Origin of the sequence: Paenibacillus sp. tmac-D7 (assembly GCF_006519665.1) — a bacterium.
In the GTDB taxonomy this organism is placed as follows: domain Bacteria; phylum Bacillota; class Bacilli; order Paenibacillales; family NBRC-103111; genus Paenibacillus_G; species Paenibacillus_G validus.
On sequence record NZ_VIDW01000008.1, the window covers coordinates 59,390 to 85,932 of the forward strand.

28 protein-coding genes are annotated in these 26,543 nt (G+C 54.6%); 1 reads left to right on the forward strand and 27 read right to left on the reverse strand.

Going from position 1 to position 26,543, the window contains the following annotated elements; all coding sequences use genetic code 11:
• Positions 1-67: 67 nt before the first annotated feature.
• The 24 genes from FKP33_RS08010 to FKP33_RS08120 form a co-directional block, all read right to left on the reverse strand.
• Positions 68-1,411 carry an ABC transporter substrate-binding protein gene (locus FKP33_RS08010; RefSeq protein WP_054795686.1) on the reverse strand — a complete coding sequence of 448 codons (1,344 nt, stop codon included), beginning with the start codon at positions 1,409-1,411 and terminating at the stop codon, positions 68-70.
• 90 nt (positions 1,412-1,501) lie between these two features.
• A complete protein-coding gene (locus tag FKP33_RS08015; RefSeq protein ID WP_141334449.1) occupies positions 1,502-2,515 on the reverse strand; it encodes a LacI family DNA-binding transcriptional regulator in 1,014 nt (337 codons plus the stop codon).
• Between the two features lie 80 nt (positions 2,516-2,595).
• A complete protein-coding gene (locus FKP33_RS08020; RefSeq protein WP_141334450.1) occupies positions 2,596-3,960 on the reverse strand; it encodes a glycosyltransferase family 4 protein in 1,365 nt (454 codons plus the stop codon).
• 216 nt (positions 3,961-4,176) lie between these two features.
• On the reverse strand, positions 4,177-4,869 hold the full coding sequence (locus FKP33_RS08025) for a TerC family protein (protein ID WP_141334451.1): 693 nt from the start codon (positions 4,867-4,869) through the stop codon (positions 4,177-4,179).
• A 169-nt stretch (positions 4,870-5,038) separates the two neighbouring features.
• Positions 5,039-6,262, reverse strand: coding sequence for a benzoate/H(+) symporter BenE family transporter (locus tag FKP33_RS08030; protein ID WP_141334452.1), 1,224 nt, complete (start codon positions 6,260-6,262; stop codon positions 5,039-5,041).
• The gene (locus FKP33_RS08035) at positions 6,259-6,972 is read right to left on the reverse strand and encodes an ABC transporter ATP-binding protein (protein WP_483874533.1); all 714 of its coding nucleotides are present in this window, start codon (positions 6,970-6,972) and stop codon (positions 6,259-6,261) included. The genes FKP33_RS08030 and FKP33_RS08035 overlap by 4 nt, the downstream gene beginning before the upstream one ends.
• 5 nt (positions 6,973-6,977) lie before the next feature.
• Complete coding sequence (locus FKP33_RS08040) at positions 6,978-7,739, reverse strand: ABC transporter ATP-binding protein (RefSeq protein ID WP_127607527.1); 762 nt, start codon at positions 7,737-7,739, stop codon at positions 6,978-6,980.
• Positions 7,740-7,758: 19 nt separating this feature from the next.
• Complete coding sequence (locus FKP33_RS08045; protein ID WP_141334454.1) at positions 7,759-8,622, reverse strand: branched-chain amino acid ABC transporter permease; 864 nt, start codon at positions 8,620-8,622, stop codon at positions 7,759-7,761.
• Positions 8,623-8,625: 3 nt separating this feature from the next.
• Complete coding sequence (locus tag FKP33_RS08050) at positions 8,626-9,510, reverse strand: branched-chain amino acid ABC transporter permease (RefSeq protein ID WP_141334455.1); 885 nt, start codon at positions 9,508-9,510, stop codon at positions 8,626-8,628.
• Between the two features lie 13 nt (positions 9,511-9,523).
• The gene (locus FKP33_RS08055; protein WP_127607531.1) at positions 9,524-10,753 is read right to left on the reverse strand and encodes an ABC transporter substrate-binding protein; all 1,230 of its coding nucleotides are present in this window, start codon (positions 10,751-10,753) and stop codon (positions 9,524-9,526) included.
• A 462-nt stretch (positions 10,754-11,215) separates the two neighbouring features.
• Complete coding sequence (locus tag FKP33_RS08060; RefSeq protein WP_054795673.1) at positions 11,216-12,196, reverse strand: beta-ketoacyl-ACP synthase III; 981 nt, start codon at positions 12,194-12,196, stop codon at positions 11,216-11,218.
• A gap of 17 nt (positions 12,197-12,213) precedes the next feature.
• Positions 12,214-12,999: an enoyl-CoA hydratase-related protein gene (locus tag FKP33_RS08065; RefSeq protein ID WP_054799015.1), complete on the reverse strand. Its 786-nt coding sequence runs from the start codon at positions 12,997-12,999 to the stop codon at positions 12,214-12,216.
• 14 nt (positions 13,000-13,013) lie between these two features.
• Entirely contained in the window at positions 13,014-13,985 is a 972-nt protein-coding gene (locus FKP33_RS08070; RefSeq protein ID WP_141334456.1) for an MBL fold metallo-hydrolase, read from the reverse strand.
• 48 nt (positions 13,986-14,033) lie between these two features.
• Positions 14,034-14,483, reverse strand: a complete 450-nt coding sequence (locus FKP33_RS08075; protein ID WP_054795670.1) for an acyl-CoA thioesterase — start codon at positions 14,481-14,483, stop codon at positions 14,034-14,036.
• A gap of 115 nt (positions 14,484-14,598) precedes the next feature.
• Positions 14,599-15,378, reverse strand: a complete 780-nt coding sequence (locus FKP33_RS08080) for an enoyl-CoA hydratase/isomerase family protein (protein WP_054795669.1) — start codon at positions 15,376-15,378, stop codon at positions 14,599-14,601.
• A gap of 26 nt (positions 15,379-15,404) precedes the next feature.
• Positions 15,405-16,880, reverse strand: a complete 1,476-nt coding sequence (locus tag FKP33_RS08085; protein ID WP_127607537.1) for an aldehyde dehydrogenase family protein — start codon at positions 16,878-16,880, stop codon at positions 15,405-15,407.
• A 13-nt stretch (positions 16,881-16,893) separates the two neighbouring features.
• A complete protein-coding gene (locus tag FKP33_RS08090; RefSeq protein ID WP_054799013.1) occupies positions 16,894-18,093 on the reverse strand; it encodes a thiolase family protein in 1,200 nt (399 codons plus the stop codon).
• Complete coding sequence (locus FKP33_RS08095) at positions 18,090-18,839, reverse strand: 3-hydroxyacyl-CoA dehydrogenase family protein (RefSeq protein ID WP_141334457.1); 750 nt, start codon at positions 18,837-18,839, stop codon at positions 18,090-18,092. Before FKP33_RS08095 ends, FKP33_RS08090 begins: the two co-directional genes overlap by 4 nt.
• Positions 18,823-19,686: a 3-hydroxyacyl-CoA dehydrogenase NAD-binding domain-containing protein gene (locus FKP33_RS08100; protein WP_054795668.1), complete on the reverse strand. Its 864-nt coding sequence runs from the start codon at positions 19,684-19,686 to the stop codon at positions 18,823-18,825. Before FKP33_RS08100 ends, FKP33_RS08095 begins: the two co-directional genes overlap by 17 nt.
• A gap of 12 nt (positions 19,687-19,698) precedes the next feature.
• On the reverse strand, positions 19,699-19,875 hold the full coding sequence (locus FKP33_RS27050) for a PaaD-like zinc ribbon domain-containing protein (protein ID WP_164751797.1): 177 nt from the start codon (positions 19,873-19,875) through the stop codon (positions 19,699-19,701).
• Positions 19,868-20,503 (reverse strand): Phenylacetic acid catabolic protein, encoded by a 636-nt coding sequence (locus FKP33_RS08105; protein WP_141334458.1) that lies wholly within the window; start codon positions 20,501-20,503, stop codon positions 19,868-19,870. The genes FKP33_RS27050 and FKP33_RS08105 overlap by 8 nt, the downstream gene beginning before the upstream one ends.
• Positions 20,500-20,736: a hypothetical protein gene (locus FKP33_RS08110; protein ID WP_141334459.1), complete on the reverse strand. Its 237-nt coding sequence runs from the start codon at positions 20,734-20,736 to the stop codon at positions 20,500-20,502. The genes FKP33_RS08105 and FKP33_RS08110 overlap by 4 nt, the downstream gene beginning before the upstream one ends.
• Entirely contained in the window at positions 20,733-21,059 is a 327-nt protein-coding gene (locus tag FKP33_RS08115; protein WP_127607543.1) for a metal-sulfur cluster assembly factor, read from the reverse strand. The genes FKP33_RS08110 and FKP33_RS08115 overlap by 4 nt, the downstream gene beginning before the upstream one ends.
• Before the next feature lies 1 nt (position 21,060).
• A complete protein-coding gene (locus FKP33_RS08120; protein ID WP_141334460.1) occupies positions 21,061-21,996 on the reverse strand; it encodes a Phenylacetic acid catabolic protein in 936 nt (311 codons plus the stop codon).
• A gap of 262 nt (positions 21,997-22,258) precedes the next feature.
• On the opposite strand from FKP33_RS08120, the gene FKP33_RS08125 reads away from it, so the two are divergent.
• Positions 22,259-22,708: a hotdog fold thioesterase gene (locus FKP33_RS08125; protein WP_141334530.1), complete on the forward strand. Its 450-nt coding sequence runs from the start codon at positions 22,259-22,261 to the stop codon at positions 22,706-22,708.
• On the opposite strand, the gene FKP33_RS08130 is transcribed toward FKP33_RS08125, so the two are convergent.
• The 3 genes from FKP33_RS08130 to FKP33_RS08140 form a co-directional block, all read right to left on the reverse strand.
• Positions 22,681-23,661, reverse strand: a complete 981-nt coding sequence (locus FKP33_RS08130) for an MBL fold metallo-hydrolase (RefSeq protein ID WP_141334461.1) — start codon at positions 23,659-23,661, stop codon at positions 22,681-22,683. The genes FKP33_RS08125 and FKP33_RS08130 overlap by 28 nt on opposite strands.
• A 29-nt stretch (positions 23,662-23,690) precedes the next feature.
• A complete protein-coding gene (locus tag FKP33_RS08135; RefSeq protein ID WP_141334462.1) occupies positions 23,691-25,457 on the reverse strand; it encodes an adenine deaminase C-terminal domain-containing protein in 1,767 nt (588 codons plus the stop codon).
• 95 nt (positions 25,458-25,552) lie between these two features.
• Positions 25,553-26,425 (reverse strand): PaaX family transcriptional regulator, encoded by an 873-nt coding sequence (locus FKP33_RS08140; protein ID WP_054799011.1) that lies wholly within the window; start codon positions 26,423-26,425, stop codon positions 25,553-25,555.
• Positions 26,426-26,543: the final 118 nt, after the last annotated feature.

The window sequence follows — 26,543 nt, forward strand, 5'->3', positions numbered from 1 at the left end:
GCCTCCTTAGGCAAGCAGAGCACCTAGCTGGTTAGGTGCTCTGTCCTGACTTGATTACTGGATGGACTTACTTCGCTTTTAAAATGGCGTTGCCTTTTTCTTCGAGCGTTTTCAAGCCTTGTTCGGCCGTGATGGCGCCGGAAACAACCTGGTTCAGTACGCTTTGATAGACTTCCGCCTCCACTTGAGCCCACTGTGGAACCGGCGTCGATATGCTCGGGTATTCCAGGCCTTTGATAAAGACGAGGAATTCCGGATGCTCTTTAAAATAAGGCAAGTCGTAAAGGTCTTTGCGAATCGGCACGCGGAACGGGTAGAAGTTGCCGTCGTCGGCTTTTTCCCCCTTCATTACCAGCTCCTGTCCTTCTTTAGAGCCCAGGAACTTGATCAGCTTCACGGAAGCGGACAGCTTGTCGCCTTTCACGCCCGTCGGCACGGAAAGCATGTAAGGTCCGATATCGGCTGCTTTGCCTGCAGGTCCGGCCGGCACTTCGGCCGTTGCGACTTCAAATTTGTTGGCCGCCTTCCAAGCATCGGGAACCCCCCATGGTCCTTGGAATTGCATAGCCACCACCTGATTGCGGAAATCGGCCATAACAGCCCCGCCGTCTTTATTCACTGTATCCGGAGGCGATACTTCTTTGACGAGCTTCGTATAAAATTCCAATGCCTTCTTGCCCTCAGGAGAGTTCAAGCCGACCTGATAATTGCCCTTGCCGTCATCTTTGACAATGTTCGCTCCGGCTTGATTCATGAACATATTGACCATCCAGGTAATATCGTAAACTTGCTTCCCGACGAGTCCTATGCCATATTGATCCGGTTTGCCGTCACCGTTCGTATCGACGGTCAATTTCTTGGCGGCGTCATAAAGCTCATCCCACGTTTTCGGCGGATTTTTAATACCGGCTTTGTCGAACAACGTCTTATTATAAATTAACTGAACGGAATGTCCGAGCCATGGAAAGCCGTAAAGCTTGCCGTCCCAAGTCCCCAAATCCCAAAGCTGCTGATAGTAGTTGTCCTTCTCCGCATTCAAATCCTTCGACAGATCAAGGTACGCTCCTTGCGGCGCAAGACCGCGAACGTCGCGGTAAGCGATCTGCATGACTTCCGGAGCATCTCCGCTCAAAATTTGAGTCAACAGCTTTTGACCGTTTTGGGCGCTGCCGAGCAGTTCAACTTTAACATCCTGGTTTTTCTTCTCGAACTCGTCCAGGATGACGCGAATCGCTTTGCCGCGCGGCGAATCGCTTGCCCATGCGATCTGCATGCGGATTTGGGTCGTTTTACCCGGCTCCGCTTGCGCTTGCTCTCCTGCGGTATTAGCCGATTCCGGTTTGGCGGACCCGCAAGCGGTCAGTGAAATAGCGAGCGTGCCAGCGACTACAACTTTTGGCCATTTGTTCATATGAGGTAACTCTCCCCTTTTTAGGTACTTTTATATAAAAATCCAATCATCAGCACCTTTGCCAACGTTGGCATTTTTATCTAAAAAAATTTAGGTCGACTGTCTTTCGCAAATCATCGGTGAGATCAGCACACGCGTGCCGTTTTTTTCAGCCCCGTCAAGCTGCTTGACCAGGAGCTGCATGACCGTCTGAGCCATGGATGTAATCGACTGGTCGATGGTCGTGATCGGAGGATGATAAAATTCCCCCATCTCGGTCTTATCGATGCCGAGTACGGCAACCTGCTCCGGAATGCGCAGTCCTTGCTCGTAAACCGCGCGGTATACGCCGATAGCCCTTTCATCGCCGGAGATAAAAATGGCGTCCGGATGCTGCGGCAAGGCCAGCGCCTCCTTCGTCCGCAGATAAGCCGATTCAATGCTTGACACATCGTACAGAATGTTCCACTCGATCGCCTGTTCTTGATGTGCGGAGAAATAGCGGCTGATTCCTTGCGCCCGTTCCTGATTCACGATGTAATCCGCATGGCCCAGCAAGAACAGGATGTTCTTGCGGCCCTTCGAGGCCAAATATTGGGCGGCCAGGTAACCGGCGGACACATTGTCCAAATCCACATAGGAGGTGTCGAAATGATCCATGTCTTTTCCCAGAATAACGAATGGGATTTGTCGTTCCCGCAAATACTCCACCCGTTTATCTTTTTCTTTGGTGTCGAACATGACCGCACCGTCAGCCATGCCGTGCTTCAATAGATAAAATCCGTCGTTCTCGTTCTCCTCATAGCTCTCGGCCGATGAAGAGGAAATAATCAGACGGTAATCCATCCGGTGCGCTTCCTTCATCATCTTCTGCAGAATTTCATTATGAAAAGCGCCCCAAAACCGTCCGCTATGCTGATCTACGAAAGCAATCAAGGTGTTTGTCTTCTTCTCCCTCAGGCTTTTGGCCAGCATGTTGGCTTTAAAGCCGGTTTCTGCGACCACCTTGAGGATTTTCTCTCTCGTTTCCGCCTTCACATGGGGATCTTCGTTAATGACGCGGGAAACGGTTCGAATAGACACGCCTGCCAGCTTTGCCACATCTTTGATTGTTTGCGTTTTCATTTAGGGTCCCTTACTCGAATCTAGTTTATGCCATCGTTGGCATTTATAATTGTAACCGTTCTCGCTCGGGGTGTCAATATCTAGCTTTTTGAAACCGGCGTTTTAAAAAGTCCAGTTAAAATTTGCTTCAGCGCATCGTAGGAATAACGCTCTTCCCCTAATCGAAAGTTTTGTTCCATGCGGGCGTTGCGGAATTCGCCATCCTGTAAATAACGGAGCACTTCCCGGCCGGCCGCCTCCATCACTTTGCTTTCCACATGGACCAATCCTTCTTCGTCTACCGTATGCTCGCTGCCCAAGGATACGATGTGAAACCCGCATGGCTTAATGTCTGTTCCATATACCGGATATTCGTATACGGCCATCGGCTTCTTCGCATACAGGCCTTCGAGGAACTGGTTGCCCCAGCCTTCCAAAACACTCGGGTACGTGATAAAGTCCGCATGCACGTAAGCGTCCCACAACGAGTAAAGCTTCTTGCCGTTTCTGGTAACGCGGGTCGCTTCGATCCATTCGTTAATATACAGCAGCTTCACCTTCTGCCTCTCGGCTCTTCGGTTCAAGCCTTCCACGTACGCTGCCGAGGCTTCCTGAAGACCTGCGAGCACAAGCACGATTTCCCCGTCATCCCCGAGCATTCTCCCGTCATAAAGCGGGCTTTCTTTCAACAGCTTCATATTGTCCGGCTTACCGACCTCTGCCGCCAAATCAATCGCAAGCTCAATCGCTTTCCGTTCGGCGATCCGGGTTGCCTGCAGGAAAAGGATGTCGTTATCTTTCACGCCGATCACCTTGCGAAAATCGCCGTTGTAATCGTCGAGCGTCCAGGCAGGAGCGGTAAAGTCGAATACGTTAGGCACGACGGTCGACGGTTGTCCGGTGCGCTTCAGCAGCTCCTCTTGAGCGATTTTATTAATCACGACTTGCTTGACATTCGGAAGCTTCGGCGGAAAATATTGCTCCAGCCAGTCTGAGATGCAGGCATCGGTCGGATTGCTGTACCTTGTCCGCTCCCAATGGAAATCATGATTGTGCGCGATGCAGGCGATGTTCCTCTTGCGCGCGACTTCCGCGAAAGCAATCCCTGCAGGCAGCCCCCAGCCTAACGACCAAATATTGTTGGGCACCAGCATATCCAGCTTGTATTCGTCAATCGCACGGCACAGCGCTTCCTCGATCCGGGCCGCAAACGCCAGTACATCCTCCCGGAATGCCTCGGCATCGGGATAATCCGAGAGCCGGTCGTAGGCGTTGGCGACGAATTTGTTGTTGACCGGGTGCTGATAGTGCAGCTCTTCGAGCACAATCCCTTCTTCTTCTCCCAAACTTCCGGCTAACAGATACACCCGATGACCCAATTCCTTGAGAACCTTCTTCCATTTTTCCATTTCCAAGGAAACGCCGTCGGTCTCCCCGACACGAAAGTGACATAATGCAATATTCATGCTGTGGGTTCCTCCTAAAACATAAAGTTTTCATGATGCAAGCTGGCGGCTTGCATTTTTGCCAACGTTGGCAAAAATGATGATAACCTGATTCTAAACGAATTTATCCGAAAAAACAATTCATTATTTCATACAAAAGCCCGAAATGCCTGCTCTGAGGCATTTCGGGCTTGTTAGCCGAATCCGGCCATTGGGTAACGGCCGGAAGCGGGGCGATCAGGAAGCGGCCGATGTAGCGTTCCCTTCGCCATCTTCTTTTTTCTTGCCGAGCAGTTTGCCGGCAATCACAACGACAATAGCCAGCACGATCGGAATGATGTAATGTCCGGCATGGAAATACGTTTCGAACCAGTGTCCCACCGCTTTATCCGTCAGCATCATTTCCCCTGCCGTATAACCGAGCAGGCCGGCTCCAAACCAGACAATAATCGGGAAACGGGTCATCAGCGTCATGAGAAGCTGACTGCCCCAAATAATCAACGGGATACTGATGGTAAGCCCCAGCGCGATCAGGAGCACGTTGCCTCCCGCCGCTCCCGCGACAGCAAGCACATTATCCAGGCTCATAACCAGATCGGCGATCATAATCGTCTTAATCGCTTCGGCTATGGTATTTCCCGATTTCAGATGCTCTTCTTCTCCTTCGCCTTTCACCAGCTTGACCGCAATGTAGAGCAGCAAAAGTCCCCCAAGCACTTGCACATAAGGAATGGCAAGCAGCCAAACCGCCACAAACGTCAGGATGATCCGCAAACCGATCGCACCGAAGCTTCCCCAGAAGATCGCACGTTTCTGTTGGCGCGCAGGCAACGCACGGCAGGCAAGCGCAATCACTACCGCATTATCACCGCTCAATACGATGTTGATGAGGATCAATTTTAATAAGCCTACCAATAAATCGCCTTCCATACTTCGACTCTCCTTTAGTAGTTACTCATTTATGTCTATTACATTATAGTGCAGACCTGTCTGTTGTAAAAGAAAAAAAAATAGAAAGCTGAACAAGTCCAACCGCTCCAAAAATAAGAACCCCTCACCCCGGGCTATCGGTTTGGGGTGAAGGGTTTATTCAGCGCCGTTACTTCGTTACAACGGCCTTGATGTTGATTTTGCGCCAATCCTGCTTCTCCAGGATGAACGAGAACACGATTCCGCCAGCCAATCCCCAGAACGGCGCTCCGATCCTGAATAACGTGATATCCGATAAGGTAATCATGAAGGCAAACAGAGCGCCCAATTTATGACCGGCCGAGAAACTCATTTGCAGGGAATTCACGAGCACTCCGATCATGGCCAATCCCCCGAGCAGCTTAATCAAGGAGGCGGGGATCGAATCCGTCAAGAGCACAGCCATCGGCGCCAATAAACCGAATAAGACCCACAATGCCCCCATCACGATCGACCCCAGGTAACGGTGTTCCTTGGGTCCGTTCTTCTCATCGGTCAGAATCGCCGTCATCGGACCGGCAATACAGGCTGAATGTGCGCCCATCAACGCATTCGCCAAAGAACCGATTCCGCTCCATCGGGTCATCGCATTCACCGGCGGCTCGTACCCGTCTCCTCTGAGAACCCCGATGCCTTGCGCGTTCTGGACGGCGATAACGGTCATCGCCAGCGGAATGACAAGCTCGCCGACGGTGCTCCAATCGAACGCGGGACTATACACATGCGGCTTCGCTATCCGGAATACGATCTCTCCTGCGGGACTCCCCCCGAAAAAAATGAGCCAGACGGCGGAAACGGCGATGGCCCCCAGAATGGGAGGAATCCGTTTGGCCCACCGGGTGAAATAGGACAAAACCAGAAACGTAAGCAGCGTCAAGCCGTTCAGCAACGGAGCGTCTTTCAGCGAGGTCACGACATTGGACCCGAAGGGGAGTAAGACACCCGAAACCATCCCCATCATAATCGGCAGCGGAATCGATTTCATCAGCTTCTCCACCAGGCCGACCATGCCAAGCAGGAGAATCAGCAGCCCCGTCAGCACATAAGCCCCGATGACGACGTTGAAGGGATGGTTGGAAAGCGACGTACCTACAAGGACAGCGCCCGGGATGGAGAAAGCTACCGCAATAGGCTGCTTGTACAAGACGGACAGCATGATCGTCAGCGCCCCGCCGGTCGCATAGACGGCGAACACCCAGGAGGAAGTCGCTTCCGGCTGGAGCTGTCCCTGTGCGGCCGATTGCAGAATGATCAGAAACGGCCCGGTGACGCCAAACAACCAAGCGATAAAGCCGCTCGTACAATGATTCATGGAAAACGGGTTCAAGCTTGTAAATCGGAACCGGCCTTTCATGCGCTATGAGCGCCTCCGAGATACGCTTGCAGGATCATGTCGTTATGCAGCAAGGCATTCGCCCGGTCGGACAGCTTGATGCCTCCGTTTTCAATGACGTACCCGCGGTCGGCAATGCGCAGCGCCTGGCGGGCATTTTGTTCCACGAGCAGGATGGTCATGCCGCTGGCTTTCAACGTCTGAATCAACCCGAAAATTTCTTTAATCACGAGGGGAGCGAGACCCAGGGAAGGCTCATCGAGCATCAGCAACTTGGGCTGCGCCATCAATCCGCGCGCGATCGCAAGCATCTGCTGCTGTCCTCCGGAAAGCGTCCCTGCCGGATGATGCCTGCGGTCTCTCAGCAGAGGAAAAATGTCATAGACATGTGCCAATAAATGCGGCGTATCTTGCTTGCTTGCATACATGCCGCCGGTGAGCAGATTGTCTTCGATCGTCATCCTTTTCAGAATCGCCCGGCCTTCCGGAACATGGACCAGCCCCGACTTTACGATCACATGCGTCTGTTCTTGATGGATGGGCGCGCCGTTGAAACGGATTTCCCCGTTCGTAGGCCGGATGATTCCGGAAATCGTCTTGAGCAGCGTGCTCTTCCCCGCTCCGTTCGACCCGATGAGAGCGACAACCTCTCCTTCGTATACGTCCAGATTTACGCCCCGAAGCGCTTGAATTTGCCCATATGCGGCAGAAGCTGCCTTCACTTCAAGAATCGCGGTCATACGGCCTCCTCCTCCTCGCTTCCCAAATAAGCTTCAAGCACAGCCGGATGATGCCTGATGTCCTGCGGCGTTCCCTCCGCGATTTTTTGGCCGAAATTAATGACGGTGACGATGTCGGAAATCTTCATGACCACGGACATGTCATGCTCGATAAGCAGAACCGTCACTCCATGATCGCGTATCGTCAAGATGAACTCGTTCAATTGCGCGCTCTCTTCCGGATTAAGCCCGGCCGCCGGCTCATCCAGCAAAATTAACTTGGCCCCGGAGCAAACCGCCCTGCCGATTTCCAAACGTTTCTGCTCCCCGTACGAGAGCTGGCTCGCCGGCAAATCTCGCTTACGCTCAAAACACAGCAAGTCAAGCACTCTTTCCAATTCGCCCTCAAGGCTCTGACGCTTGTTCCCATGCAGGTAAGGAATCAGGCTGGACAGGCCGAAGGAGATTTGCGTGCCTTGACCCATCCGCAAGTTTTCCTCTACCGTCATATGCGAGAACAGCCGGATGTTTTGAAAGTTCCGGCTGATCCCGAGCTTGGCGATCCGATGCGGCTTTAACGGATTCAACAACGTTTGTTCGAAGCGAATGTCGCCGGAATCCGGTTTGTATAAGCCGGTGATCAGGTTGAACAGCGTCGTCTTCCCCGCACCGTTCGGGCCGATAATGCTGTGAATCCGCCCGGCCTTCACGTGCAGATTCAGGCCGGATATGACATCCATTCCACCGAAGCGTTTAGACAAATTTTGAATGTTCAGCATGGACGGGTGAATCCCTCCTTTAGCGAAGTGAGGATATGGATGAAGGCGACTGCCGCTGTTTGCGCGCGAACCGGCTGCGGATCCTTTTCACCGTCTTCTCCGAAATGAGACCCTGAGGCCGTACCGCCATCATGACGACGATGATGATCCCGTACACAACCAGCCTCCATTCCTCGAGCCCCCGGAAAATTTCAGGAATCAGCGTGAGAAGGAACGCGCCCGTCACCGCTCCCCAAGGGGTCTGGTACCCGCCGATCAGCACGTAGAACAAGATGAGCAGCGACGTATGAAAACCGAAGCTTTGCGGATCGATGAAAAACATGTAGTGGGCGTAATAGGCGCCGGCGATACCGGCAATGCCCGCACTGATCGTAAACGCGCATATTTTGAAAAACGTGACGTTCAATCCCATCGATTGGGCAGCGACTTCATCCTGCTCCACGGCCTTGAACGCCCAGCCTAACCGCGTGCGGTTCATATATAAGACGGCGGCAAGCACGACGACCGTGCCGACGGCCACATTCGCAAGTGTCGTTCCCGACATCCCGCTCAGCCCGGAGGCGCCTCCGATATAGTCCACATTGCGCAGCACGACCTCGATCATTTCATTAAATCCGAGCGTTCCCACGGCCAGGTAAATGCCTTTAATCCGCAGCGCCGGAAAGCCGATCGCAAACCCGACGAGTGCCGCAGCCGCAGCCCCTGCCAGAAACGATAGAACAAGCGGAATGGAGAAATGGACCGTCAGGATGGAAGAGACATAGGCGCCTAGTGCCATAAATGCTCCATGCCCCAAGGAAAGCTGCCCGGTCGCCATCGTCACGTACAAGCTTAACGCGAGGATAATGTTGATTCCTGCAAATATAAAAATCGATTGCTCCATCGGCTACACCCTTTCCGTCTGCACGCTTGAACCCATTAATCCGGTTGGGCGGAACAATAAGATAAGAATGAGCATCCCCCAAACGACGGCATCGGCGTACTCGGTCAAACCGAGCGGAAGCGCGATAGCCATGACCTCAAGCAGTCCCATCAAAATACCGCCGATCATCGCGCCCCTGATGTTCCCTAAGCCGCCGATGATCATGACCGCCAAGCCCTTCAGTCCGACCATCGTTCCCATAAACGGGGACACCGTTTCGAAACGGATCGCGTACAGCATGCCGGCGACTGCCGCCAGCAGCGAGGCCAAGACGAAGGTCGAAACGACGACGAAGCGTACATGGACGCCCAGCAGCTTCGCCGCCGTTTCGCTTTCCGAGAGCGCTCTCATCGAACGCCCCAGTTTGGTGCTTTTCATAATATAGCTTAGGCCCATCATGGAGACGAGCGATACGAGCAGCAGGATCATTTGCGGACTGCTGATCAGCACTTCGCCGATTTGCAAATTCGACAGGTGGATGACAGAAGGAACGGACTTGGCGTCGGAACCGGACAAATTGACGACCAGTTCGGAAATGACGATGCCAAGCGCAATTGTGCTTGCCAGCGGTGCATAATGATAATCCCGCCGAATCGGCCGGAAACTGACGAGCTCGATCACCATGCCGAGCGCAATGGAGCCTGCCAGAACGATCGGAACGGCGGCGTACAGCGGGAGGTGAACTTTATCGATCAGGATATAGACCATAATGCCCGATGTCATGAAAACTTCGCTGTGAGCCAAATTCATCATGCTGAGTACCCCGAATATCAGGGTGAACCCGATCGCCAGTAGCGAGTACAAGCTTCCCTGCAGCAGGCCGTTAATCAACTGCTGGATCAACTCCATGGTGGCGCCTCCCTTACTTTAACGGAGCGTAGTTCCCGTCTTTTATCGTAACCGTATGCACTTCCTTGACGCCGTCGCCTTCCGCATCAATCGTCATTTTGCCTTGCGTGCCTTCATAGTCCTTCAGCTTTTCCCAGCCGGATCTCACCGTTTCGCGCAGCTTCTTCACATCGCTGTCTCCATTCAAGCCGGCGTCTTTAAGCTGTTTGGCAATAATTTGGATATTGTCGTACGCATTCACCGCATACGGATCCGGCTTTGAAGCATCCGGTGTCAGCTTTACCGCTTCCGGCTCGAACTTTTTCAGAAACTCCTGGGCCTGCGCCCGGTCGATTTCCGGATACCAGTAAGTGCCTACCACGATATCTTTAGCCGCCTCGCCGGCTAATTTCGGGAAAGCCGACGCATAGATGCCAACCGTACCGATGATCGGAACGTTCACGCCCTGCCTTCTCAGCTCTTTCACCAACCCGGCCCCTTCTTGATACAAGACGCTGACGGCGATAGCCTCCGGCTTCATGCCTTTGACCTTGGTGACGATCGCGCTATAATCGGTATCTCCTGTCTTAATAGCCAGAGGATTGCTCTTGTTGACCCATTCAAAGCCGTTCTTCTCTATCGCGACAGGCAGCACATCCACACCCGCCGATTTGGAGACGGCGTCCTTCTCGTCATAAATAACGGCAAATTTCTTGACGTTGTAATGCTTGGCGAATACCGGAAGCGCCGTACTCAGCAGCTTGTCGTCCGTCATGGAGTTCCGGAACGCCCATGGACGATTGGCTGCGGAAATACCCGGCTTGGCGGAAGCGTAAGAGATGATCGGAATCTTCAGCTCGTTGGCGATCGGAAACGTCACCTCGGCTTCACCGCTGAAATGGGGGCCGGAAATCGCAACGACGTTTTCCTTTTCAAGCTTCCGCGTCAACAGCACCGCCTGCTTGTTGTCGCCGGCCGTATCCTCAGTCACCAATTCAAGCTTGCTGCCGTTAATGCCGCCTGCGGCGTTGATTTCATCGACTGCGATTTTAGTGGCGATTTCCTCTTTTTCTCCGTAATCTTTCCCTTTTCCCGTTTTCGGCACAAGAAAGCCGATTTTGATCGGTTTCGCTGTCGCCGTCTTCTCCTGATTTGCGCTTGGCGCGCTTGCCGGTTTCGTATCGGCCGAGCCACAGGCGCTCAACACGGAAATGACCAAACTTGCGATTGCCGCCAAACGAACCACTTTTTTCCCAAAACTCATTTTGTTTGCCCCCTCAAGAGTATTTGGTACCGCTTTCAATAAGAAGTATGCGTCACACCTGTGTACCCATGATGAAACACGACATGATCACAAGCGTTTTATGAACTTTCGTAAAATAAACATATCATATCAGAATGTGGCAAACACGGCAGTCTTCCAGGATCATGCTTTGAAAATACGGAGCGATGGCAATGAAGTGATCCAAGATCACTTGAAGCCCTCCTTTATCGGTTGCCGGATCGGAAGCGGTTTCAAAAACTGGGCGGGGGGACACCTCCCTATATCATTATGTTTTTGTAACTTTCGTGTTATATCCATAATATAATATGATCCCCGTCACACCGTCAATGCCCAAGTTTAAATCTTTTTCACGGCGGGTGCCGCATCTACGCAAACAGGCGCACAGCAAGGCAATCTGCCTCCGGTCTTGTCCGAAGTCCGATCGCCGCGTGCCGGCTGCCGCTAATAGTGCAATAATGCGGAGCCCCAGCCTAAGCCTCCGCCGAATGCCGCTAAAGCCACGACATCTCCTCGCTTGATTTTGTTTGCCTTCACCGACCGGTCCATGGCCAAAGGGATGGTTGCGGCCGAATTGTTGCCGAAATACCGGATCGTGCTGATCATTTTATGCTCCGGGACTTCGAGCGTTCTTCCTACGGCATCAATGATTCTTTGATTCGCCTGATGCGGAATCACCCAATCGACCTGCTCCAGCGTATACCGGCAATGCTCCAGCGTTTCCATGATGCTCTGGCTCATCAGGTTGACCGCCAGTCTGAAGATGCGGTTGCCGTTCATGTGAATTTTATTTTTGTTGCTTTCATCGCCGGCCCCCGGGTACCTGCTGCCGCCTCCGGGAACGATCGCAGCGTCGAAGTATTCGCCGTTGGCATGAACCGCCGTATGCAGCAGTCCGAGCGTGCCGCCGCCTTCTTCACGCGATAATACGAAGGCGCCCGCTCCATCGGCAAAAATGATGCAGGTCGAGCGGTCCGTATAGTCCGTAATCCGCGATAACGTATCCGCGCCAACGACGAGTACGTGCCGGTGCGGACCGGCTTTGACAAACTTCTCGGCGACGTGCAGCGACGCGATAAAGCCCGTGCACGCTAAATGGACGTCAAATGCGGTGACTTGCCGGCAGCCGAGCCGCTGCTGCAGCTGACAGGCTACGGGCGGAAACGGATGGTCCGGCGTTTCGGTGGCCACGATAATCATATCGATATCGGCGGCGGTAATTCCCGCGCTTTGAATCGCTTCCAGTGCGGCAAAATAGGCCAAATCGGAAGTGGCCTGATCATCCGTAACGATTCTGCGTTCGGCTATACCCGTTCTTTCGAGGATCCATTGGTCCGAGGTATCCACCAGCTTCTCCAGATCGTGATTGGTTACTATATGCTCAGGGACATAAGAGCCGGTCCCGCTGACAATCGCCTTGTACATGCGCACACCCCGCTTTGCTATTCGCCTGTAAACACAGGCTTTCTTTTCTCTTGAAAGGCAGCCAGAGCCTCCACCCGATCCTTGGTCGGAATGATGACCTCATAGGCTTTGGATTCAAAATCCAGCCCCGTCTGCAGATCGCCTCCCGCTCCCACATCGATCGCGCGCTTGGCTTGATAGACCGCAAGCGGAGCATTGTTCAATATTTCGCCCGCCAGCTTCCCGCACAGCTCGGCCAGGTGTGCCTGATCGTCGGCCACCGCGTTCACGAACCCGATGGCGTGCGCCTCGTCGGCCGTTATTTTGCGGGCGGTAAGAATCAGCTCCTTCGCTTTGGAAGGGCCGATTAACCGGGGCAGCCGCTGCGTGCCGCCCGCGCCCGGAATAATCCCCAGACTGACCTCCGTAAGCCCCATCAATGCTCCGCGGATCGCATAGCGGAAGTCGCATGCCAGTGCAAGCTCGAACCCGCCGCCGAAGGCATAGCCGCTTATTGCGGCAATCGAAGGCTGCGGCAGCCGTTCCAAGGCGCTGAATACATCGCGGATTTTCCTGACGTTGCGGCGAACCTGCTGTTCATTTAACGATTTCCGTTCCTTCAGATCGGCGCCCGCGGAGAAAGCGCGCCCCTCGGCTTCCACAATGACGACGCGGATCGCTTTCGGATCGTTGGCAATTTCGTCCAAAATATTATCCAAACAAACGAGCGTTTCATAATTAAACGTGTTCAGTTCCTCCGGACGGTTCAATCGGATGCAGCCGACATGACCCCGTCTTTCCAATAGGACAGGTTGATCTCCCACCTTCGTTCCCCTCCCTACGCTTCATAGTGCCAGACGCCGCTGCGCATAGCCTTCCCGATTGACGCTTTGGACTCCGCATAATCCAACAAACCGATAATCTCCGACATGACCGCCGAGAATTCAGAATCATATTTATGCGGATATAAAACTTGCGCCAATTGAAAGGCCGTCGTGCTTCCGCTGCGAATGTAAGCTTTCAATTTCTCCGCCTTTTCCTCAATGCGCGCCAACCGCTTGCCGATAAGCTCATGAGGCCGGTCCACCGGCTCGCCATGACCGGTATAGACGATGTCCGCCTTCAGCTCCAGGCACTTCGTCAAGGACCGGGCGTAAGCAACCAGCGTCGGTATCCGATTCCCTTCCCGGTCCGGTTCGACAAAGGCGTTGCTGGAAATATGCCTGATTAGATGATCGCCGGCAAACAGCCTCTTTTCCCGCTCATCCCAGAAGGCAAGATGATCCGGCGAATGGCCGGGAACCTCGATGACCCGGTAAGCTCCGATCCGGTCCGATTCCCGGAGCGTCCGGATGGGGGCCTTTATTTTACTTGGATCGTTGTTCCTGATCGCGCGTTGAAGGCGTGCGGCATGTCGTTCTCCTGCTTCCCCGCAGCCCATTTCCCGGTATAACCGCTTGTAGAAGCTTGCGCGCATGGACAAAAAATCGGGTTCTCTCGTTAATCGCGGAACCGCCTCCGGATGTGCATAAACGGGGACATCCGTGAGCGCCGTAATCCGATTGACCAACCCGGTATGGTCCGGATGGCTGTGCGTAATTAAAATTTGCGACAAATCGCGCAAAGCGAACCCGGCTCTCTCCAGAGCGCCATGGAGCGCATCCCAGCAAGCCTCGGAGTCGTCCCCGGCGTCGATTAACGTAAGCGTACGCTCATCGGACACCAGAAACATATTGACGTCGCCCACGTCGTAAGGCGTCGGCGCAACGACCGGAATGACACGGCGGGAAGCCGTAACTTCACCGTTCATCAGATATTCACTTCCCTACGTTTGTGCTTTGAACGGCCCGATAGCCTCTCAAGCGTTCAACCATGGATTAATTTGAACCGTCTCGGCGGCCGTATCCTCTTCCAGCAGCGCGCGGGCTTCGTCCGGAATCGGCACGGCAAAGATGCGATCCCCCTCCTGCTTGACCCAGCCCCGCAATTCGTAGCCGTGCCCCGTTCTCGCTTCTCCCCGGAATACCTCGTGATTCAGCTTCACCGTTCTGCGGTTGACCTCCGTTACCTCGGTGGCAATGGTGATGATATCGTCATAATACAGCGGTTTCTCGAAGGTGCAGCGCACATCGAGCAATGGGAGAATGATGCCGTGCTTCTCGCCAAGCTCGGCAGGCGGGAGACCGATGCTCCGGAAAAATTGATGGCCGGCGATATCGAACCATTTGAAATAGTTCGGATAATAAACGATCCCCGCCTTGTCCGTATCCCCGAAATTGACCCTGATTTGAAACCGGTTGCGTCTCATTCGCACGTCTCCTTATTGCCGGTTACCCAACGTTTCAAAAAAACGATATGGATTATGAACATCCATAATCCATATCGCATTCCGGCGCTTATTCAGATCGTACCGGCGGTTCCTGTTATTGGCCTTGCCAGTTCGGCTGGCGCTTCTCCAGGAAGGCCGCCAAGCCTTCCTTCGCATCGGCGGAACGGAACAAGAGGTTTTGCAGCTCGCCCTCGTATCGGATGGCAACGTTGAGCGGCATTTCGATCCCGTTCTGGATCGACAGCTTGATGTTCGAAACGGCGTACGTGGCGCTGTTTGCAATTTTACGCGCATATTCCAGCGTCTTCTCTCTCGTCTGTTCTTGCGGGAACACTTTATTGACAAGTCCGATATGAAGGGCTTCCTCCGGCGTCAACAGGTCGGCCGAAACGTTCAGATCAAGCGCGCGCGACGGCCCGATCAGGCGGGCAAGGCGCTGAGTGCCGCCCGTTCCGGCAAGCACGCCGAGCGTCACTTCCGGCAAACCGATCTTGCCGGCTTTGTCGCCCATGAAGCGCAGGTCGCAGCCGAGCGCCATCTCCAGACCTCCGCCAACCGTATGCCCTTCGAGGCAGGCGATGAACACTTGCGGCGAGCGCGCGATTTTATCGAGCGTTTCGTTGCAGAACAAGCAAAATTGCGTTTTGAACTTCGGATCGGCCGCTTTCAGGAAGTTGATGTCCGCGCCGGCCGAGAAGAAATTCGGCGTATCGCTCAGCAGGACCGCGACTTTAATGGAAGGATCGAAGCGGATATCGTCGATCGCGGCATTTAATTCTCTGTAGAAGTCCAGACTGTAAGAGTTCGTTTTGTTGATATGAAGGTGAATTTCGGCAATTCCGCTTTCTTTCGTCAACGTTAAATTTTGTCCCATGATCAGTTCCTCTTTTCTTATATGGATTAGAGTCCGAATAAATTAAGCGGCTTCGGCCCGACGTAAGAAACGACGCTTTTCGTTTCGGTATACAAGTTGAGCGTTTCAAGAGCCAGCTCGCGCCCGAAGCCGGACTGCTTATAGCCCCCGAACGGAGTGCCGGGAAATGCCGAAATTGGTGAGTTGACCATCACGATACCCGCCTTGATTGCGCTTGCCACGCGATGGGCTTTGCCGTGGTCCTTCGTCCATATCGCCGAACCGAGGCCGAAGATCGTATCGTTGGCCTGACGGATGACGTCCTGCTCATCGTGAAACTTCATGACGACGACGACCGGTCCGAAAATTTCCTCCTGCGCGACGCGCATATCGTTGCGGACATTGCCGATGACGGTCGGCATGTACCAGTGGCCCTTCTCGAATTCCGGCCCTTCCGGACGTTTGCCGCCGAGCAGCACTTCCGCCCCTTCTTCGACCGCAAGTTTTACATACCCGTCAATGACCCGCTCATGGCTAGCCGAGATGACCGCTCCCATATGCACGCCTTCGGCGAACGGATCGCCGACGCGCAGGCGCTTCGCCTTCTCGATGAACTTCTCCATGAACCGGTCATAAATGTTCGCGTGTACAAACAAGCGGGACCGCGCTTCACAGGATTGGCCTGTATTATAGAAGATTCCGTATAAGGAGCCGTCTACCGCACCGTCGATATCGCAATCGTCGAACACGATGTTCGGCGATTTCCCGCCGAGCTCCAGCGTGATCCGTTTTATCGTTTTCGAAGCGCGCGCCATAATGTCTTTACCCGTTTCCGTTTCGCCGGTAAACGCAATCTTGTCGATGCCCGGGTGCTCCGTCATATAGGGTCCGATTTCCGAACCGCTGCCTGTAATAACGTTGACCACACCCGCAGGAACGCCGGCCTCCTGGCAAATCTCCGCAAGCATGTAAGCGGTAATCGGGGTAGGGCTGGCCGGTTTCAGAACGACCGTACAACCGGTAGCCAGCGCAGGCGCAATTTTCCAGGCGGCCATCATCAAAGGATAGTTCCAGGGAATGATTTGTCCGCATACGCCGACCGGTTCCTTCACGGTATAGTTAAAAAATCCGTTCGGCACTTGATTGACGTCTCCGCTTTGCGTCATGGCTGCAGCCGCGTAAAACTCGAAGTCCTCTATCGCTTGACCGATCTGCCCCTTGGCGGCGCTGACCGTTTTACCGCTGTTCAGCACTTCCGCTTTAATTAATTCCGGCAGGCGCTCGGTCATGATGCTCGCGATTTTAATCATGATCTTGGCTCGGCGAGCCGCATTCATTTTCGGCCATTTGCCTTGCTCGAACGCCGCTCTCGCGGCGGCAACCGCCTTATCCACGTCTTCCCGGTTCGCTTTGGCGACCGTGCCGATCACCTCGCCGGTGGCAGGGTTGAACGTTTCAATGACTTCCCCGCTGCTGCTTTCCACAAATTCACCGTTGATGAATAAAGGATAATGCTGCTTCATCGAACCTACCCCCTCAGTCCCATTTTTCCACAATTGTGGCGATTCCCTGGCCGACGCCGATACACATGGAAGCCAAGGCATACCGGCAATCCCGCCGTTTCATTTCGTGCACCAGCGTCGTCATGATCCGGGCGCCGCTGCATCCCAGAGGATGCCCGAGCGCGATAGCCCCGCCGTTCACATTGACCCGCTCCGCATCAAGCCCGAGCTCCTTCACGCAAGCTAAAGACTGCGAGGCGAAAGCTTCGTTCAATTCGACCAGATCGATCTGGTTCGCGGTGAGTCCCGCCTTCTGCAGCGCTTTGCGGACGGCGGGTATAGGTCCCACCCCCATGTAATCGGGATGGACGCCTGCCGTCGCCGAAGTCACGATCCGGGCTATCGGCCGCAAGCCCAGCCGTTCCGCCGTCTGTCTCTCCATCACGAGAAGCGCGCTCGCTCCGTCGTTGATGCCGGAGGAATTGCCGGCCGTTACGGTGCCGTTCTTGCGGAACGCGGGCTTTAATTCAGCCAGCTTCTCCAGCGTCGCATCCGCCCGCGGATGCTCGTCGGTATCGAACAGAACCGTGTCGCCCTTGCGCTTGATCGGGAACGGAACGATCTCATCCTTGAACTTTCCTTCGCGGATCGCCTGCTGGGCGCGCTGCTGGCTGGTCAAGGCGAATGCGTCCTGTTCCTCGCGGCTGATCCCGTATTTGCTTGCGACATTCTCCGCCGTCTCTCCGAGCGTGATCGGCGGGTATTTCTCTTCCATGACCGGATTCACAATCCGCCAGCCCAGCATCGTATCATAGAGCGTCTGGTTGCCTCGAGCCCCGGAATGCTCCGGCTTGAGCATGACATAAGGCGCTCGGGTCATACTCTCCGTGCCGCCGGCAATAAACACGTCCCCGATATCGGCTTTGATCGCGTTCGCCGCCTGATTGACGGCCTCCAGCCCCGATCCGCACAGTCTGTTCACGGTAACCCCGGGTATCGATAAGGGGAGACCGGCCAGCAGCACCGCCATTCGGGCCACGTTCCGGTTATCTTCACCCGCCTGATTCGCGCAGCCGAAGAACACGTCTTCAATCCGTTCCGGCTCCACCCGGCTGCGGTTCAGCAGCTCGCGAATCACGTGAGCCGCCAGATCGTCCGGCCGCGTATCCTTCAACGTTCCGTTGTATTTGCCGATCGGCGTTCGAACGGCATCCACAATGACAGCTTCCCTCATGATGGAAACTTCCTCTCTTCCGGGTAAGTGTAAAATCCGCGGCCGCTTTGAAGGCCGAGCCGCTTCGCGTACAGAAGCTTCCGCAGCAGCGGCGCGGGACGATAGCGGTCTTCGCCGATTTCGCGGTGAAGGCCGTTCAGGACGGCGACAATATCATCCACGCCGACCGTATCCGCCCATTCCAACGGCCCCATCGGATAGTTCGTTCCTTGTCGCATCGCCGTGTCGATGTCCTGCGGCGATGCGATGCCTTCCATCAGCCCGAAGGCCGCTTCATTGATGATCAGGGACAAGATCCGCGCATAAACCAGGCCGACCTCATCCTGCACCGTCTCGGTTTGTTTCCCCAAGGCTTCAAAAAAACGGGCGGCCTGGCGTAATTTCGATTCCTCCGTCTGCAAGGCGGGAGCGATTTCAACCAGCTCCGACTTCTCGATCGTAGCGAACGCCGAGAAGCCGACTAACCGCGTGGAATCTTGAAGCCAAGATGCGCTTTCGGTCGCGCTGATCCCGAGCACGGTGGAAAGAATCAGCGTATCCCCGCCTGCGGCATAGGTTTCCGCCGATGCGAGATTTGCTCTCTTTTGCGCCAAATCGGCATTCGTCGTCTCCACGATGACGTCCATCTCCCGTTCAAGGCGGCTGCCGTCCGACAGCTGCACGCGTCCCGAATCGGAGCAAAGCTTGCGTAATGCCGCTGCCAGGGAGTTATTCCCCAGAATAAGAACGTTAGGGAGTTCCCTCATACGAATAATACCCCTCTCCGGTTTTTCTCCCCAGCCGGCCCGATTGCGCCATGCGCTGCTGATAGTAATGGGGACGGAAGCGCGGATCCCCGTAAAAGGCTTCATACACCGACACGGTCGTGGAGAAGTTGATATCGATCCCAATTAAGTCCTGCAGTTCAAAAGGCCCCATCCGGAACTGCCCGCTCCGCTTCATAATGCGGTCAATTTGCTCCGCCGTGGCAATGCGGTCCCCGAGAATGCGAAGCGCTTCGTTGTAGAAGGGGCGCGCCACCCGATTGACGATGAAGCCGGGCGTGTCCGCGCAAGATACCGCAGACTTCCCGATCGACGCGGCGAACTCAAGCAGCGCCCGTATCGTTTCCTCGCTCGTTCGAATGCCCTTCACCACCTCGACCAGCGGCATGAGCGGGGCCGGATTGAAGAAATGCAAGCCGGCCACCCGAGCCGGAAGACTCGTTTCGGCTGCGATCGCCGTGATCGAGAACGAGGACGTATTCGACGCCAATATCGTTTCCCCGGGACAGCTTTCGTCGAGCTTCCGGAACACATCCCGCTTGATGTCCATCGATTCGGGCACCGCTTCGATCACGAGCTGGCATTCCTGCATATCCGAGAGCCGCACCGTTGTCCGGATGGCGCCCTTCACATCTGCGGCCGCTTCGGCCGACAATTTGCCCTTCTCCGCCAATCGGTCGATTTGCCTGTCTATGGCTGCCTTGGACTTGTTGACGATTTCTTCGCTTCGATCGAAAAGAACGACCTGATAACCGTGCTGAGCCGTCGTCTGCGCGATACCGGCCCCCATCGTGCCGGAACCGATGACCCCAACCGATCGTATAACCATGTCCCTCACTCCTTATGATTCGTCCGGGTGCTCCTCTTGCCAACGAACGAATTCAAAGACGCTTTTACATGCGTTGCAATAATATTGGCGGACGAGCTGGGCCGTGCCGAACGGCGCGATCAGCGTGACGTCCTTGGATTCGCAGAAGCAGCAGAACGGTTCGGCGCATCTCTCTTCCCGGTCAACCATGGGCCGCCGTCCTGTGCGCCACGTCCGCCTCGATCATTTGATCGAACCGGGCGGTCAACGCCGTGCCCGCTTTCATGTAACCGCTTGCATAAAGCTCTTGATCCGCCTCCAGCTTGACCAGCCATGCGCGCGCTTCGGCCACTCTTTCCTGCAGCGCTTCACGAAACTTGCGCGGTACCGCCCCTGTATCGTTCGCCAGCTGAACCGCCCAGCCTCTACAGTAGGCGACATGATCGCCCTGCTCTCTCAGCAGCTTATGAATGCGCATGACGATATCCGGGTGACCGGCTTCAAACATCGCCTGAAGGACCAAATTAAAGCTCACGTTGATCGTGTAAGCGGATGCAATTAATCCGATCCAATCGGTCGTGTTCCCGGCGAAACGGAACGCTTTACCCGTCTGGTCGCGAACGTCCTGCTTCTTTCCGGTTAAGCCTTTCAGATCGAAGGCCCAATTATATAACAACCTCGCATGACCGAGTTCACCTTGCGCCATCGCAATCGATGACAGGCTTGCTTCCAAATTCGGCCCGCCGACCCCGATTTCCACCAATCGGTCGCCCAGTACAAACTTATTGTCCGCGATCGTCTCCACGATGTGAATAAAAGAGTCTCTGCCTTTCGTCATCGCCCGTCACCCCATTTTTCGAAAAGCCCTTCAGGCTGTCGGATCCAAGTTATTTCCTCTCTCGGAACGACGCACATTTCCACCCAATCTTCCTCGTCATACACGAAGGTCGCGTATACCTTCGCAAGCTGGTCCGTCTCGGCCGCAACGGTGCCGACCATGACCAAGTCGTCGCCGCGTTTAATCCTGGTAAACACGTTGTATTCCTTCTTCTGCTTGCTGCTGCTGTTCATCGCGCGCTAACCCCCCACGTTTTTAATTTCTCGCGAGCAGCCGCCGAAAGGCGATCTACGGTCCAAGGAGGGCTCCAAACGACATTCATGCGCACTTGTTCAACTCCGGGTTCCTTCAACAAACGTTTTTGAATATCGCCCTCAATCCATTCCATACAAGCACAGGAGGCGGCGGTATAGGTCATCGTAACTTCCGCTTCGCCGTCTTGAACCGAAATCCCGTAGATTAATCCCATATCGACGACACTGACCGGGAATTCCGGATCCATCACTTCATATAGAGCATTCCAGCAGCGTTTCTCGATCAGGCTAATCTCGCTCATCTCAGACCACCTCTTGGCGAAGCGCTTCCAGTTCGTGGGCCCCCCGTTGAATGCGGTTTACAAATTCCTGATTGCGCGGGCCTCTGTTCTTAAAGCGCTGAATCACGTTATCCCAGGTATCCGGCTGATCGTACAGCCATTTCTTCTGGTCAGCATCGAATTTGCACGGGAACGGTACGTCCAGCACGTATTTCTGCTGCGCATCGTCGTAATGCGCCGGCGGCTTCAATCCGATTGACTCCAGGAACGGAACGGCCGTCGACAACCATTTTTGGCGAAGCCCGTCGTTCGTCTTGCCTTTGAGCTTATAGTCAAGCTGCGCGGAGCGGCTCTTCAATTCGTCGGAAACGCCGAAGAACTCCAGCGCCATCAGGAACATCCAATCCATCGCTCTGCGAACCTGGTCCGCCGTCTCCGGATGGTCCATGGCCGCCTTCAGAATGATTTCGCCATTGCGCAGATGGAACAATTCCTCTTTATCCACTTTCACAAGCGCCCGCTTCCACGGTCCGTACGAGGTATGCTCGAAAGCGTCGCCGAGGAGCGTATAGCCCGCGCGGTCAAACAAAGCGTTGAACATGCCGAGCTCCACCCAATTTTCCAGCTCGAAATCGAAGGCGTACGGATTTTTCCACTTGTTGGCCGGCCGGTCGTACACGATGGAATCGACATTTTCCCCAAGATCTTTCAGCAGGCGGTACGCGATATGCGCGTGTCCGATTTCATCCTGCATGATCGCCAGCGCCGTAATTTTGTGGTTCAGCGTAGGAGCTTGATCATACACGGTCAACAAGGGCGGTACGCTTAACAGCTCCGTATCGCCGACAATAAGCAGTGTTTGTTTTAAGGCTTGCAAATACGCCTCATCCATATCCTCCATACGTTCAACAAAAAAACCGGCATTCACTTTTTCTTTGAGTAAAGCGGAACGATCCATAACATTCACCCCATTACGTTTATTTCACTTTCGTTTCATATACATAATATATCAACGATCCAACTTGTAGTCAATACGTTTATTTTACGTTCGTGATAAAAATGTAATAAAAGATCCCCGTTCGTCAGAAACGGGGATCTTTGGGGAAGCGCCAAGATCATGCTATAATATAGGTTCATTCAAAACCCGGAAGGAGTCCATCACGTTCATGGCATCCCCACACGATTTTGTCGTATCGGACGAATTATTGCAAAAATACGAAATGACCCGAACGGAATTGGCGAATCGGCTGAACGCTCATCTGCAGCATACTTTATTGGGAGCTCTGGACATGCGTTACACCGAACTAAGCGCGGATCGGGTCGTCATGCGTATGCCCGTCAGTGCAAAAACAAGGCAGCTGTTCGGATTTTTGCACGGCGGAGCCTCGGTCGCGCTGGCCGAAACGGCCGCCTCGGTCGCTGCCTTGCTCAATATCGACTCGCGTACGCACGCCGCCTTCGGAATGGAAATCAACGCCAACCACATCCGCAGCAAAAAAGACGGCACGGTAACCGCCACAGCGGTTCCTTTGCACAAAGGACGCACCTCGATGGTATGGGATGTCCGGATTACCGACGAGCAGGAGAACCTGATTTGCGTATCGCGGTGTACGGTTGCCGTCGTCCCTATTCGCGAAGCCGATCAGGAAAGCTGGCCCGCATTTCCGTAGTAATAATGCCTGCCCTCCCGGATCTCGCTGGACAAGCGTCCCGCATCCTCCAGATACACCAAATGCGCCAACGTTTCCGCGAGCGCAAACCGCCATTGGTGCGCGTTTAATTCCCTGTGCCCGAACAAAACCAGGGCCGTTTCGTATGCAGTTCGGCCGCCGGAAGCGAGCTGAAGCACACGTTCAAGACGGCCTTCATGATGCGCCAATATTTCATCGATCCGCTGCCGCGTATCTGGAATGACGTCCGCATGAGACGTTAAAGCCAGCTGAATGTCCAGCGATTTCAGCCGGTTTAACGATTCGATGTACAGCTTCAGCGGATTGGGCGAGGCGTTCGGCCATCGGCTGATATTCGGAGTAATTTTGTGCAAAACGTGGTCGCCGGCAAACAGCAGCTTATGTTCGGGCTGGTACAAGCATACATGCCCGTCGCTATGCCCGGGGGTAATGAGGATGTCCCAGTCCATGTCGGCCAGCCGCACCGTTTGCTGCGCGAGCGGCGTAATGACGGGGAGCCGCACCCCGCCGGACAATACTTTCATTTGCGCCTTAACCTGCTCCGCCAGCTCATCCGGCATGCCGTGCGAAAGGCACATCTGCCTGACCTCCTCGGCTTGGGTGCTCCCGGGTGACCATACCTGCTTCGCCATGGTCATTTCCTGGGGGCTCATGTAGACGGGAGCTCCCGTCCAATCTTGAAGCAGCCCCGCTAAACCGAGATGATCCGGGTGAAAATGCGTCACGTACAGGCTGTGCACCGCTTTCGGGTCGATCCGCAGCCGGTCGAATACCGATTTCCAGGCTCGAACGGCCTCCTCATGCTGCATCCCCGCATCGACAATGCTCCACCCCCTGCGGTCTCGAAACAAATAGCAGTACACAAACTTCATCGGGAACGGCACCGGTATAGGAAGGCGGAATAATCCCTCCCGAATCTCACGGATCTCCATCAGGTTCTCTCCCTCTTATTCATTCGTCCTTAACCTTGGAGCGGAACGGGCGGCCGAAGTACAGAATGGCTTTTCACATCGTAAACCCCCAAAGGAACAATACGCAGACCGGGTAAAAAATCACAGGTCAAAAACAAGAGCGTGTATAAAATGTCATGAAACGGATAGCCTAGCCTCTTCAAAGCGGCCAGCAATTCATTCTGGTAGTTGACGGCTTGAGCAAAGGACGTATGATCCGTCATCATGCCGCCGACCGGCAGCGGAATCTCAAGCGCGAGCTTGCCGTCCTGTACAATGGCGATGCCGCCGCCCATCTCATGAACGCTTGCCGCGGCGCGAGCCATGGCTTCCGGGTTTTTGCCGATCGCGAGCAAATCCGTCGGGGTGTTGTACGTGGAAGCCATCCCCTCCAGCTTGTCGGCAAATCCTTCGATCAGTCCGTTCGTTCTCCACTTGCCGAAACGATCGATCAACGCCACATGCAGCAGCCCGTCTTTGCCGGCAATGTCGGCATACCCGTCCTTGGACGGAAGCGTCGTCTCCATCCCCTTCGTAATGACGGTGCTCCGGAAGCCGATGACGGGAACAGGCACATCCGGGTTCGGATGAGGGAAGCGGTATATATCCGGATTCGCCAGAACGGACTTCTCCACCTCCAGGCATCGGCCGATCCTATACCGGCTCCAGTCGATGTGCGGCAGCTCCTTCTGCAAACTTCCTCCCTCGAACACCGTCTCGCCGCCGGAAATGACGAGGCTCGGCTCGAATTGCTCCAAATCCGGCAAAATGATAATGTCCGCTCGCCGCGAAGGCGCAATGCCCCCGATTTCTTCATCCAGCCGCAGGAAGGTAGCTGCATTGACCGTTACCAATTGTATCGCTTGGACAGGCGGCAGTCCGAGCCGGACCGCTTTGCGCACCAGGCCGTTGACGAAGCCTTCTTCCAGGATAAATGCGGGATGCGGGCCGTCCGTCGTCATCAGCAGCCGGTGCGTGTCGACCTTCCCCTCCGTAATCGCCTTAATCAGCTCTTCCAAATCGGGACGAAGCGAGCTGTTTCTCAGGTTGGTCCATAACCCGAGTCTTAACCGGTCCAGCGTTTCCTGCGCGGTGATCGCCTCGTGGCAGGCACTGATGCCGGAAGCTGCAATCGCATTCAACTTCTCATAGGAGCAGCCTGCCGTATGTCCATCCGACAATTTCCCACGCTTCTTCGCGTATTCAATCGTTTCAATCAGAAAGGGGTCGCCCTCATACAGCAGAGGCCATCTCGTAACTTCCGCGGTCCCGACGACCTCCTCCATATCCAGCAGCATCCGCAGGTCAGCGTGGTTAAACCAGTCCCGCTCCCCGATGAATTCCGCCTGCGAAACCAGACGCGCAAGCCAGAGCTGGTTGCCCGGCAATTCGCGCAAATCTTCCACCATCCGTTTAAAGCCCTGTGCACCCATATGCAAATAGAAAAAGAGATTGTCGTTCACTATCGTCGTCGTTCCGGTCGAGACGCTTTGAGCGGCCAGACTGACCGGATTATAGATGACCCATGGATGGGCATGCACTTCGATAAAACCCGGGCAAACGAATTGGCCTGCGGCATCGATCACGCGCGTGTTCTCGCCGACCATCGCGCAGCTCTCTCCGACATAGGCGATCCGGTCCTTATACACGGCAACGTTCTGCGGCAGCAGCTCGCCCGAATACACATTGACGACTGTGCCGCCCTGGATAAAGAGATCGGCCGGCCGCTGGCCTTTCGACACTTCGATGAGTTCATAACGATTGGCTCTCCATTTCAACGTGACAACCTCCTCCTATATGGCAAAGTCCCCCTATCCCAGCGAGAGGGGGACTTTGCCCATATCCGAACAGCCTTGTTCGGCTATCCGGAGCCTTACATTTCCACAAAAGGATTAATCGCGTGTTCGCGGTCGCCGACAACTTCATGCCCCGGGGCCTGCTCGATGACGGATTCAAAATATCGAACCGCCCCGACCGATACGATTTGGTGAACGCTTCGAAACAATTCCCGTGCCGTATTTCCCGTCCAATCGCCCGGCAGCAGCTCGGAAGGAAAGAGCGGATCCAGGAAAAGGAACTTCCGGTATTCATGAACAAGCTCCGTCCGCTCAATAAAGCAATCCCGGTCCGTCAAGGAATTGTCCCATATCCGGGCCTGAAGCTCGGCGAATTTCTCCCGGTATTTCTGGATGAAAGGAACATACTCGTTCGCAATCGCTTCAAAATCCCAGCCGCGCTTCACCACTTCGCTGTCGCTGTGAGACATGACGGTGCTTGCGCTAAACAGCATCGTGTAGGCTTCCAATTGATACGTCTTGATCATTTCGAGCGTCTGCCGCTCGAGCGGGTTCGGGCTTACCCAGGTGCTGTTGGATATCATGCCGAACCCGGTCCAGACCAATTCCTTGCGGACTTGATTTCTCAGCTCCCGCTTCTCCTCCGGCATGGAATACGTAAGAATGCGCCAATAGCCGTCCCACTTGTGAGGCGTTATCGTATACACCTTCTTAACCCCGTCTTCGATTCTTCGCTTGCCCTTGTCCGTTAACCGGTAATAGCTGTTCAGCCCCATTTTGCGAACTTGAAAAAGCTCCTGCTGAACCATGCGAAGCGTCGCGCCGCGGACGGAAGACTCGGAAATGCCAAATTCACCCATCAGCTTAATCAGGCTTCCAATCCAAATTTCCCCTCCGTAATATTGAACATAATCGCCGAACAACGTAAACATCAGTGATCTGGGCTTCATGCTGGGTTCTCCTTATATACGACCATTTTTCGAATTACAATCACTGATACTAGATTATGCCAGTTCGTTTACGAATTCAAGGCGTTTCCGGCGAGAAATGGACGAAGGCCCTCTTCAG

Coding starts and splice junctions, on each gene's coding strand:
- FKP33_RS08010 (WP_054795686.1), bottom strand. CDS start 1,411: ATGAACAAATGGCCAAAAGTTGTAGTCGCTGGCACGCTCGCTATTTCA.
- FKP33_RS08015 (WP_141334449.1), bottom strand. CDS start 2,515: ATGAAAACGCAAACAATCAAAGATGTGGCAAAGCTGGCAGGCGTGTCT.
- FKP33_RS08020 (WP_141334450.1), bottom strand. CDS start 3,960: ATGAATATTGCATTATGTCACTTTCGTGTCGGGGAGACCGACGGCGTT.
- FKP33_RS08025 (WP_141334451.1), bottom strand. CDS start 4,869: ATGGAAGGCGATTTATTGGTAGGCTTATTAAAATTGATCCTCATCAAC.
- FKP33_RS08030 (WP_141334452.1), bottom strand. CDS start 6,262: ATGAAAGGCCGGTTCCGATTTACAAGCTTGAACCCGTTTTCCATGAAT.
- FKP33_RS08040 (WP_127607527.1), bottom strand. CDS start 7,739: ATGCTGAACATTCAAAATTTGTCTAAACGCTTCGGTGGAATGGATGTC.
- FKP33_RS08045 (WP_141334454.1), bottom strand. CDS start 8,622: ATGGAGCAATCGATTTTTATATTTGCAGGAATCAACATTATCCTCGCG.
- FKP33_RS08050 (WP_141334455.1), bottom strand. CDS start 9,510: ATGGAGTTGATCCAGCAGTTGATTAACGGCCTGCTGCAGGGAAGCTTG.
- FKP33_RS08055 (WP_127607531.1), bottom strand. CDS start 10,753: ATGAGTTTTGGGAAAAAAGTGGTTCGTTTGGCGGCAATCGCAAGTTTG.
- FKP33_RS08060 (WP_054795673.1), bottom strand. CDS start 12,196: ATGTACAAGGCGATTGTCAGCGGGACCGGCTCTTATGTCCCTGAGCAT.
- FKP33_RS08070 (WP_141334456.1), bottom strand. CDS start 13,985: ATGAACGGTGAAGTTACGGCTTCCCGCCGTGTCATTCCGGTCGTTGCG.
- FKP33_RS08075 (WP_054795670.1), bottom strand. CDS start 14,483: ATGAGACGCAACCGGTTTCAAATCAGGGTCAATTTCGGGGATACGGAC.
- FKP33_RS08080 (WP_054795669.1), bottom strand. CDS start 15,378: ATGGGACAAAATTTAACGTTGACGAAAGAAAGCGGAATTGCCGAAATT.
- FKP33_RS08085 (WP_127607537.1), bottom strand. CDS start 16,880: ATGAAGCAGCATTATCCTTTATTCATCAACGGTGAATTTGTGGAAAGC.
- FKP33_RS08090 (WP_054799013.1), bottom strand. CDS start 18,093: ATGAGGGAAGCTGTCATTGTGGATGCCGTTCGAACGCCGATCGGCAAA.
- FKP33_RS08095 (WP_141334457.1), bottom strand. CDS start 18,839: ATGAGGGAACTCCCTAACGTTCTTATTCTGGGGAATAACTCCCTGGCA.
- FKP33_RS08100 (WP_054795668.1), bottom strand. CDS start 19,686: ATGGTTATACGATCGGTTGGGGTCATCGGTTCCGGCACGATGGGGGCC.
- FKP33_RS27050 (WP_164751797.1), bottom strand. CDS start 19,875: ATGGTTGACCGGGAAGAGAGATGCGCCGAACCGTTCTGCTGCTTCTGC.
- FKP33_RS08105 (WP_141334458.1), bottom strand. CDS start 20,503: ATGACGAAAGGCAGAGACTCTTTTATTCACATCGTGGAGACGATCGCG.
- FKP33_RS08110 (WP_141334459.1), bottom strand. CDS start 20,736: ATGAACAGCAGCAGCAAGCAGAAGAAGGAATACAACGTGTTTACCAGG.
- FKP33_RS08115 (WP_127607543.1), bottom strand. CDS start 21,059: ATGAGCGAGATTAGCCTGATCGAGAAACGCTGCTGGAATGCTCTATAT.
- FKP33_RS08120 (WP_141334460.1), bottom strand. CDS start 21,996: ATGGATCGTTCCGCTTTACTCAAAGAAAAAGTGAATGCCGGTTTTTTT.
- FKP33_RS08125 (WP_141334530.1), top strand. CDS start 22,259: ATGACCCGAACGGAATTGGCGAATCGGCTGAACGCTCATCTGCAGCAT.
- FKP33_RS08130 (WP_141334461.1), bottom strand. CDS start 23,661: ATGGAGATCCGTGAGATTCGGGAGGGATTATTCCGCCTTCCTATACCG.
- FKP33_RS08140 (WP_054799011.1), bottom strand. CDS start 26,425: ATGAAGCCCAGATCACTGATGTTTACGTTGTTCGGCGATTATGTTCAA.